The following is a 9,380-nucleotide window of genomic DNA, read 5'->3' on the forward strand; positions in this document are numbered from 1 at the left end:
AGAGAATGAACTTAATAACAGGCCAAGAAAAAGACATGATTTTCAAACACCAAATCAAATTTTTAATCAATTAACTAACCATCAAGAAGTTGCATTTGTAACTTGAATCCTGCTTATTTCAACCTCGACCTTGCCTGTTTTAGGCACTTTTCCCACTATTTATCATGGTAAATTCATTTGTAAGCCGAAGAAAATTTGTTAAAAATGCCGCATTGGCCGGCTTAGTCATCAATGCAGTCAACCCAAAACAGGCGGCAGCGCAATCCGTGGCCGCAGGCAAACGCGTCGGCATTATCGGCTTGGACACTTCACACAGCACCGCTTTTGTCAAAGCACTCAATGCGCCCGAGGCAAGTGCTGATTTTTTGGGGTATAAAGTAGTAGCCGCCTATCCGCAAGGCAGCAAAGACATTGAAAGCAGCACCAAACGCGTTCCCGCTTATACCGAAGAAGTCAAAAAACAGAACGTAGAAATCGTTGATTCCATCGCTGACCTGCTTAAAAAAGTGGACGTCGTTTTGCTGGAAACCAACGACGGTCGTCTTCACTTGGAACAGGCTATTCAGGTGCTCAAGGCAGGCAAACGTGTTTTTATTGATAAACCCATTGCGGCTTCGCTTTCCGACACCCTCGACATTTTTGAAGCTTCCAAAAAATACAGCATTCCTGTATTCTCCGCCTCGTCGCTGCGGCATATCAAAGGCGTGGAAAAAGTGGATAAAAACATCGTCGTTGGTGCCGACACGTTCAGCCCAGCCGTGCTCGAAAAAACGCACCCTGACTTGTTTTGGTACGGCATCCACGGCGTTGAAACGCTTTATACCGTCATGGGAACCGGCTGTAAACAGGTCCTTCGGGTGAATACCGAAGATACCGACATTGTCATCGGCACATGGGCCGACGGGCGCGTGGGCACGTTTCGCGGCACGCGCACGGGCAAACACGACTACGGCGGCACGGTTTACACCAAAAACGGCAACATTGTACTGGGTCCCTATGGCGGCTATGAACCGTTGTTAAAAGATATTGTCAACTATTTTGAAACGGGCGCTATCCCCGTTACCCCTGAAGAAACCATCGAACTATTTACGTTCATGGAAGCAGCCGACGAAAGCAAACGTCAGGGCGGAGCGGTCGTTACGCTCGAAAGTGTCTTGAAAAAAGCAAAAAAACCTTAAACTATCCTTTGCCATGCCTTCCAACCATTTTTCACGACGTGAATTCCTCAAACGAAACTCATTGACGGGCTTAGGAGCGGTATTGACACCTACGCTCCTTGCAAAAACTAATGAAAATCAGGCCACCAAATCTTCTGTTACGACCTCGTTTTCGTTAGCCGAACCACCGGCATTACTGGGCGGCAAGCCCGTTCGCAGCAAAGGCTGGCCGACTTGGCCCATCTGGAAACCCGAAACCGACGAAAAACAACTGCTCGAAGTAATTCGGAGCGGCGTGTGGTCGCGGGCGGCAGTGGTCAATGAATTTGAAGTAAAATGGGCCGAAACCGTAGGTGCCAAACGTTCATTGGCGGTCATGAACGGCACCAATGCGTTGATTACGGCTTTAATGCAGTTGGACATTCGCGGCGGCGATGAGGTACTGATTCCACCTTATACTTTTATCGGAACGGTAGCCCCCGTCATTGCCACAGGCGCGATGCCCGTTTTTGTGGACGTGGACCCCGAAACCTTTCAGATTGACCCAGCCAAAATCGAAGCGAAAATCACCCCCCGCACCAAAGCCATTATTCCGGTACATATTTTGGGCTTGCCAGCTAACATGCCGCAAATTTTAGCCATTGCCAAAAAGCACAATCTGGCGGTAATTGAAGATGCCTGTCAGGCGCACATGGCCGAAATCAACCACCAAAAAGTAGGTACCTTCGGCGATGCGGGCTGTTTTAGTTTTCAGAATTCCAAAAACTTAGCCATCGGTGAAGCGGGAGCCATTGTGAGCAATAATGACCTGTTCATGGACAGATGTTTCTCGTACCATAACTACGGAAATCCTTTCGGCATGGCGTCGGGCGTGATTGGTGCGGGAACAATTATTCAGGGAAATAAACAACGTATCACGGAGTATCAAGCGGCCATCGGCCTGGCGCAGTTGAAACGATTGGACGCCGAAACCACGCTCCGCAACGAGAATGCGGCCTATTTAAAAGCCAAAATCGAGAAAATCCCAGGCATTGTTCCCTACAAATTGTACGACAACGTAACGCGGGCAGCTTTCCACCTGTTTCCGTTCCGTTACAAAAAAGAAGGATTTAAAGGCCTGTCACGCGATACGTTTCTGAAAGCGTTATCGGCAGAGGGCATTCCCTGCTCCAAAGGCTACGCGACGCTAAACAATATGCCGTATCTGAACGACGCATTTCAGTCGAAAAACTTCCAAAAAATGTATCCTAAAGCACAGCTTGACTTCAAAAGTTACGTCGAACGCAATCATTGTCCCCAAAATGACCGCCTCTGCAACGAAGAAGCCGTTTGGTTTACCCAAAATATGCTATTGGGTACGAAAGCGGACATGGACGAGATCGCCAACGCCATCGAAAAAATCTATACCCACGCCGATAAACTCCTGAGCACCAAATGAGAAAACATCTTTGGCTGATTGGATTTTTAATCATTTCATCGACCTGGGCAAAGGGTTGGAAAGCGGGGGTTGCCAAAGCAATTATTACGCCCAAAGAGTCCGTTTGGCAGGCCGGATATGCTTCCCGTACCCATGCGTCCGAGGGGAAATTGCATGACTTATGGGCCAAAGCGTTGGCATTAGAGGATGAAAACGGCAAAAAGTGCGTGCTCGTCACGACGGATATGTTGGGTTTCCCCAAAGCCATGTCTGATCGTATTCGAATACAGCTTAACCAACAATTCGGCCTGACCAAAGCTCAAATCATTCTGAACAGTTCGCATACACACTCAGGTCCCGTGTTGGACGATGCTTTGCACGATATTTATCCGTTGGATGCGAACGAAGAAGCCAAAATTGCTCGTTATTCGCGCCAATTGGAAGCACAAATTATTGCCTTAGTAGGACAAGCGATAAAAGATTTAGAACCCGTCGAACTCTTTGCGCAAAATGGCGTAACGCGGTTTCAGGTGAATCGGCGCAACAACAAAGAAGGGACCTTGCGTGAGCAAACCGAACTAAAAGGTCCCAACGATTATGCTGTACCCGTCATTAAAGCCGTGACAGCCAACGGCAAACTTAAAGCAGTCGCCTTTGGTTACGCCTGTCACCCAACGGTGCTGGATATTTATCAAATATCGGGCGACTATCCCGGCTTTGCCCAAATAGAACTGGAAAAAGCCCACCCGGGCGTCACCGCTCTGTTTTTTCAGGGAGCGGCCGGTGACCAAAATCCGTTGCCCAGACGCACGATTTCGTTGACGCGACAGTACGGTCGCGAATTGGCGGCAGCCGTGGATAGAGTGTTGGAAGAACCCATGCGCTCGTTGCCAGCACAGCTCCAAACGGCTTATTCTGAGATAACTCTGCCCCTTTCGCCTCCACCCACAGAAGCGGAATTAATAAAAACCCAAGGCGAAACGACACCGTATCTAAAACGTTGGGCGACTCGCATGTTGGCCGAAAAGAAACAGGGAAAACCATTTATCACTTCGTATTCCTATCCTTTGCAAGTATGGAAATTGGGCGACCAACCGCTGTTCAGCTTTGGGGGCGAACTCGTCATTGAATACGCCATCGAGTGTAAAAAACGATTCGGGCAAGATATTTTTGTGATGGGTTACTCCAACGACGTCATGGGTTACATTCCCTCCGCAACGATTTTGAAGGAAGGTGGCTACGAAGGTGCTTCTTCGCAAATGGTTTACGGGCTGCCGAGCGTTTGGGGTACTTCGGTGCCTGAATTGATCTATGCAGAAATCAACCGCTTGGCGGAGCAAGTTGGTATCTATAAAAATAGATGATCTTTCACCGATTACAAATCGGCAGCAGTATGCGTCGGGATTACAATTCCCGACGAGTACCGTGGAGACACACAGATCAGGGTTCAGTGTAAAAAGGCTTAATTATCAAGTAAATTATTAATTCTTTTCACTGCCAATTTTATTTCATTTATTCTCTCCTCATTCGTAAGAAGAATTGGTAGATTATTTGCTCCATGAAAAGGAACATTTTCTTTTATTCTTAATATAGGGAATAAGCAAAACAAGTATTTTGATGGCATAATGATTGGTAACATTATTATGTACTTGATTGACGAATAAACGTAAAGGATACCATTTATTGTCATATAAAAAGGCATCTAATTCCGCATTTTGAATGTTTATTAATCCTTGATCAAATAGTGCTTTAACGTGTAAAAATTCAGGGTTTGTCATAATGATAAATTCATTTTTGTTCCAGGAAGGATTTCTGTAGTCAAATATACTTATTTGCCGTTGACTGTGTCCCCACAGTCAACCTTTGTGGTTTAAAAAATCAATAAATATGAATTCACTTACCGCTAAAGCCTATTTCTCGGGCTTTGAATTAGCGCACGATACGTATAACGCCATTACCGCCGCAAGCAACGGCAAACTCTACTACGTCCTTTGTTCCGAATCCTACGAAGTAGGCGGACAAATGTACGTGTATGATCCGGCAACCGACCAAACTGAATGGATAGCCGACCTGACTGAAATCTGCGGTGAAAAAGACGCTAACGCCATTCCGCAAGGCAAAAGCCACGTTCGCTTTTATGAGAGCAACGGCAAGCTATATTTCGCCACGCACATCGGTGTGTATGAGATGATTGACGGGATGGAACGTTTGCCGCAAAACGCGCCCAACGGCAAAAATATTTACCCTGGCGGACATTTTTTATCCTACGATTTGGCAACGGGTGCATTTGAAGACTTAGCCATCGCGCCCGAAGGCGAAGGCATCCTGACCATGACGATGGACCGCGAACGAGGGCATTTGTACGGCATCACGTGGCCGTTGGGGTATTTTATTCATTACGATATTTCTGCCAAAACCCTTAAAAAAGCTGGTTTGGTTTCGGCCAAAGGTGAAGTAGGAATCCCAGGCGATGATTACCGCGTATTGTGTCGTTCGATGGTAGTTGACCCGCGCGACGGAGCCGTTTACTTTTCTACTTCCGAAGGTGATATTTTTACTTATCATCCTGATAACGAAGGTTTACAAAAAGTAGAAGGTGTTGATTTACGCTTAGATTATTTTGGAAAATACGATCCCAAACATCCGGGCAGCATGGGCTACAACTGGCGTAAAATCTTTTGGTATGCGCCCGAACAGGTCGCCTACGGGATTCACGGAAATTCGGGATATTTGTTTCGTTTTGACCCAAAAATCCCTAAAATTGAAATCGTAGAACGCTTAACCTCGGAGCCTTCCCGAAAAAGCGGCATGTTCGATCAGTTCAGTTACGGTTATTTAGGCTTTCAACCGGGACCGGATGGCGAAACGATTCATTACCTGACGGGCGGGCCGATCTACATCGACGGCAAGCGTCTCAAAGGTGCCGACCAAATTGCCAAAGGTGCGGCCAAAGGACTGGAAAATCTACATTTAATCACATTCCATATTCCCACCCAAACTTACAAAGATCACGGGCCGATTTTTTACCCCGACGGAAGCCGACCGACCTACGTTAATTCTATTGCTATTGGGGCCGACGGTGCCGTTTATACATTAGCCCGCTTTGACCATAACGGGCACGAGATTCAGGATTTGGTCAAAATTACCCTGCCCTGATTTGTCTCAACCGAGCTATATTTTGTAGCTATCAAGAATGAGTGAGTAGGTAAAAAACAAAAAGGGCTTCTTCAAAAAGAAAAGTTCAGTAGCCTGTTTATCTTTGGCTATTGTACTTACCTTAAACCCTTCGTACTAAGTAAGCTATTCCTTTTACCCAACATACCTTTTCATGAATCATCAGGAAACTATCTCAAACGGCACCTCTCGCCGCGATTTTATCAAAAAAGCCCTTACCGGCACTGCTGCTTTGACAGTTGGCGGTATTTTGCCCGGGTTCAGTGCCAAAAGCTACGGCCGTATTCTCGGAGCCAACGAAAAAGTCCGACTCGGTGTCATGGGCGTCAACAGCCGGGGCTTGGCACTGTCAAGCAACTTTGCGCTCCAACCCAACTGTGAGGTTATCTCTATTTCGGATGTGGATTCGCGAGCGGCCGAGAAGTGCATTGCCGCCGTTGGAAAAATTCAAAATTCCAAGCCGAAAGACGTTCCTGATTTTCGTAAAGCACTGGAAGATAAAGACGTGGATGCTATGATCATTGCCGCGCCCGACCATTGGCACGCTCCGGCAGCTATTTTAGCATCGAAAGCGGGTAAGCATGTTTATTTGGAAAAACCGTGCAGTCATAATCCGTACGAGGGAGAACTTCTCGTAGCAGTGGCGGCCAAATATAAAAATGTGATTCAAATGGGTAACCAACGTCGGTCGTGGCCGAATGTTAAACAAGCCTTGAAGGATATTCAGGACGGCGTTATCGGTCGACCGTATTTTGCCAAAGGTTGGTACACCAACAACCGCGCGTCAATAGGCGTTGGGAAAGAAATCGCCGTTCCGTCGTGGCTCAATTACGATCTGTGGCAGGGACCCGCGCCGCGTCGTGCCTACAAAGACAACGTCATTCACTACAACTGGCATTGGTTTTGGCATTGGGGAACGGGCGAAGCCCTTAACAACGGCACCCACATGCTCGACCTGATGCGTTGGGGATTGGGCGTGGAATTTCCCACCAAAGTTTCCTCTTCCGGCGGCCGTTATCGCTACCAAGACGATTGGGAAGCCCCCGATACTCAGGTGATTAACTTGGAATTTGGCAAAGATAAATTCATGACGTGGGAAGGGCGCAGCTGCAACAGTCGCAATATTGAAGGCAGCAGCGTGGGGGTCTCTTTTTACGGAGAAAAAGGCACATTGGAATACGGCGGCGGTAACGCTTATAAAATTTACGATTTGGAAAATAAGATTATCAAAGACGTCAAAAATGATCTGGTGATTGACCCGCGTAACAAAATGGACCCCTCGCAGGCGTTGGACGCGTTTCACTTCCAAAACTTCGTATCAGCTATCAAAGAAGGCACACCGTTAGCATCAGGAATCATCGGTGGACATCAGAGTACGTTGCTTTGCCAATTGGGAAATATTGCTTTACGTTCTAACAGCATTTTGGAGATTGACCCTACCAACGGACATATTCTCCATAATAAAGCCGCTAAAAAGCTTTGGAAACGGGAGTATGAAAAGGGTTGGGAGCCAACTTTGTAGTTTTTCAACGTCGGCGAGGACTGGGCGTCCCCGTTCCAAACCTCGCCGACGTTAACCGCCGATATTAACATGATATATTTTACCACAATATGAAAGCCAACACCACTGCCGTTGAAGTAAGCAGCCTGACCAAACGGGAAACCAATATCTCTATTTTCTTAGTGGGAGTCATGTTTTTTATGTTTGGCTTCATCTCATGGGTCAACGCCATTCTGATTCCGTATTTCAAAATTGCCTGCGAACTCACCAGTTTTCAGGCCTATCTGGTGGCTTTTGCTTTTTACATTGCCTACTTTATCATGTCGGTGCCGGCGTCGTATTTACTCAAAACGCAGGGATTCAAAAAAGGGATGATGATTGGCTTTTGGTTCATGTCCTTAGGTGCGTTCATTTTCATTCCCGCCGCCATGACCCGTACGTACGGCATTTTTCTGATAGGCCTGTTCACGATTGGCATTGGATTATCCATTCTCCAAACCGCCGCCAATCCTTATATTACGATTTTGGGGCCGAAAGAGCGCGGGGCGCAACGCATCAGCATTATGGGTATTTGTAACAAAGCCGCCGGGATTTTGTCGCCGCTCATTTTTGCCGCCGTTATTTTACGCCCGACCGATACCGATTTATTTGCCCAACTCAGCACCATGAACGACCTGCAACGCAGTGTAGCCTTGGACGAATTGGTACGGAGAGTGATTACACCTTATACGGTATTGGGTATCTTTCTTTTTGTACTGGGCTATTTGGTTTATCGTTCACCTTTACCCGAAATCAATACCGAGCACGAAACCCCTGAAGTAGCCACAGTCAATGCGGGAAAAACGAGCATTTTTCAATTTCCGCATTTAATTCTGGGAGCCGTAGCCATTTTCCTGCACGTAGGCACGCAGGTCATTGCGATTGATACCATCATCGGCTACGCCAATTCCATGGGCATTGATTTATTGAAAGCCAAAACCTTTCCTTCCTATACCTTGGCCTGCACTATTTGCGGGTACATTATTGGTATTATTACCATTCCTAAATTTGTCAGTCAGGTCAATGCGTTGCGGTTTTGTACGCTGTTGGGAACGGTATTTACCCTGCTCATTATTTTTGCCAAAGGCTCGGTAAATTTTCTCGGACAAACGGCTGACTTTTCCATTTGGTTTGTGGTATTGTTGGGTTTAGCCAATTCATTGGTTTGGGCGGGTATTTGGCCGTTGGCATTGGATGGCTTGGGGCGTTATACCAAACTGGGTGCTTCCATCCTTATCATGGGCTTGTGCGGCAACGCCCTAATGCCACTGGTGTACGGATATTTCGCTGATTTGTACGACGTTCGTACTGCTTATTGGGTCTTATTTCCTTGCTATTTGTATCTGGTATATTATGCTGCTTATGGTCATAAAGTAAAACGTTGGGGATTATAAAAGTCGAAACCTGCCAAGTTTTTAAAACTTGGCAGGTTTGAACAAATTGTGCCACAATAAGTAGGTAATTCCTCAAGAATAGTTCAAAAAGATGGCGAAACAAAAAATTGAAACAGTTAGAGAGTTGATTTATTATTCCTACGCAAACTTGGCAATGGCTCACACCGCTGTTGAAAAAAAGCAAATAAAATATGGAATGCTCAATTTCATGATTAGAGCCAAATTATTCAAAGGACTTAAAGATGGAACAATGAATATGAGGACAATCTTTGATGATGAAAAAATCAAATTACAAACAGGACAAATTTGTAACTATTGCGGTTCAGCAGATAAATTGGCGTTAGACCATATTTTCCCACAAAAATATGGCGGAGAAGACAACGCTGATAACCTAATTTTTGCTTGTAAGACTTGCAATAGTTCAAAAGGGAAAAAAGACTTAATAGAATGGATGATTTTCCGTGGAAAATTTTTGCCTTTAATGATAATTAAGCGCTACTTAAAATTGACATTCAATTATTGTAACCAAAACGGGCTATTAGACAAAAATATTGATGAACTAAAAGAATTCGCACTTCCTTCAGGTTGAACGCACCTAATAATCTTAATTTAGGGCATAGGTCAAAAATAGCCATATAATTGTTGTTGGTTGTATTTTTGAGGATGGAATGGAAAAAAATATTTGACGAAGTGCCTGA

At 45.8% G+C, this 9,380-nt stretch carries 8 protein-coding genes; 7 read left to right on the forward strand and 1 reads right to left on the reverse strand.

Annotated features, from left to right (window positions below):
• Positions 1-164: 164 nt before the first annotated feature.
• The 3 genes from Q0081_RS23190 to Q0081_RS23200 are packed head-to-tail and all read left to right on the forward strand — an operon-like array spanning position 165 to position 3,938.
• The gene (locus Q0081_RS23190) at positions 165-1,178 is read left to right on the forward strand and encodes a Gfo/Idh/MocA family protein (protein WP_298359306.1); all 1,014 of its coding nucleotides are present in this window, start codon (positions 165-167) and stop codon (positions 1,176-1,178) included.
• 13 nt (positions 1,179-1,191) lie between these two features.
• On the forward strand, positions 1,192-2,595 hold the full coding sequence (locus Q0081_RS23195; RefSeq protein ID WP_298359309.1) for a DegT/DnrJ/EryC1/StrS aminotransferase family protein: 1,404 nt from the start codon (positions 1,192-1,194) through the stop codon (positions 2,593-2,595).
• Positions 2,592-3,938, forward strand: a complete 1,347-nt coding sequence (locus tag Q0081_RS23200; RefSeq protein ID WP_298359312.1) for a neutral/alkaline non-lysosomal ceramidase N-terminal domain-containing protein — start codon at positions 2,592-2,594, stop codon at positions 3,936-3,938. Before Q0081_RS23195 ends, Q0081_RS23200 begins: the two co-directional genes overlap by 4 nt.
• A 183-nt stretch (positions 3,939-4,121) precedes the next feature.
• Here Q0081_RS23200 and Q0081_RS23205 read toward each other — a convergent pair whose 3' ends face one another.
• On the reverse strand, positions 4,122-4,352 hold the full coding sequence (locus Q0081_RS23205; RefSeq protein WP_298359315.1) for a hypothetical protein: 231 nt from the start codon (positions 4,350-4,352) through the stop codon (positions 4,122-4,124).
• Between the two features lie 109 nt (positions 4,353-4,461).
• Here Q0081_RS23205 and Q0081_RS23210 point away from each other — a divergent pair, with 109 nt between their 5' ends.
• The 4 genes from Q0081_RS23210 (at position 4,462) to Q0081_RS23225 (ending at position 9,271) form a co-directional block, all read left to right on the forward strand.
• Positions 4,462-5,730 (forward strand): hypothetical protein, encoded by a 1,269-nt coding sequence (locus tag Q0081_RS23210; protein ID WP_298359318.1) that lies wholly within the window; start codon positions 4,462-4,464, stop codon positions 5,728-5,730.
• A 172-nt stretch (positions 5,731-5,902) separates the two neighbouring features.
• The gene (locus tag Q0081_RS23215; protein ID WP_298359321.1) at positions 5,903-7,270 is read left to right on the forward strand and encodes a Gfo/Idh/MocA family oxidoreductase; all 1,368 of its coding nucleotides are present in this window, start codon (positions 5,903-5,905) and stop codon (positions 7,268-7,270) included.
• A gap of 89 nt (positions 7,271-7,359) precedes the next feature.
• The gene (locus Q0081_RS23220) at positions 7,360-8,682 is read left to right on the forward strand and encodes a sugar MFS transporter (protein WP_298359324.1); all 1,323 of its coding nucleotides are present in this window, start codon (positions 7,360-7,362) and stop codon (positions 8,680-8,682) included.
• 91 nt (positions 8,683-8,773) lie between these two features.
• Positions 8,774-9,271: an HNH endonuclease gene (locus Q0081_RS23225; RefSeq protein ID WP_298359327.1), complete on the forward strand. Its 498-nt coding sequence runs from the start codon at positions 8,774-8,776 to the stop codon at positions 9,269-9,271.
• Positions 9,272-9,380: the final 109 nt, after the last annotated feature.

Source organism: Runella sp. (genome assembly GCF_027484545.1).
Lineage (GTDB): Bacteria > Bacteroidota > Bacteroidia > Cytophagales > Spirosomataceae > Runella.

Excerpts from the sequence above, each read along its gene's own strand:
- Q0081_RS23190 (WP_298359306.1), top strand. The coding sequence starts at position 165 with ATGGTAAATTCATTTGTAAGCCGAAGAAAATTTGTTAAAAATGCCGCA.
- Q0081_RS23195 (WP_298359309.1), top strand. The coding sequence starts at position 1,192 with ATGCCTTCCAACCATTTTTCACGACGTGAATTCCTCAAACGAAACTCA.
- Q0081_RS23200 (WP_298359312.1), top strand. The coding sequence starts at position 2,592 with ATGAGAAAACATCTTTGGCTGATTGGATTTTTAATCATTTCATCGACC.
- Q0081_RS23205 (WP_298359315.1), bottom strand. The coding sequence starts at position 4,352 with ATGACAAACCCTGAATTTTTACACGTTAAAGCACTATTTGATCAAGGA.
- Q0081_RS23210 (WP_298359318.1), top strand. The coding sequence starts at position 4,462 with ATGAATTCACTTACCGCTAAAGCCTATTTCTCGGGCTTTGAATTAGCG.
- Q0081_RS23215 (WP_298359321.1), top strand. The coding sequence starts at position 5,903 with ATGAATCATCAGGAAACTATCTCAAACGGCACCTCTCGCCGCGATTTT.
- Q0081_RS23220 (WP_298359324.1), top strand. The coding sequence starts at position 7,360 with ATGAAAGCCAACACCACTGCCGTTGAAGTAAGCAGCCTGACCAAACGG.
- Q0081_RS23225 (WP_298359327.1), top strand. The coding sequence starts at position 8,774 with ATGGCGAAACAAAAAATTGAAACAGTTAGAGAGTTGATTTATTATTCC.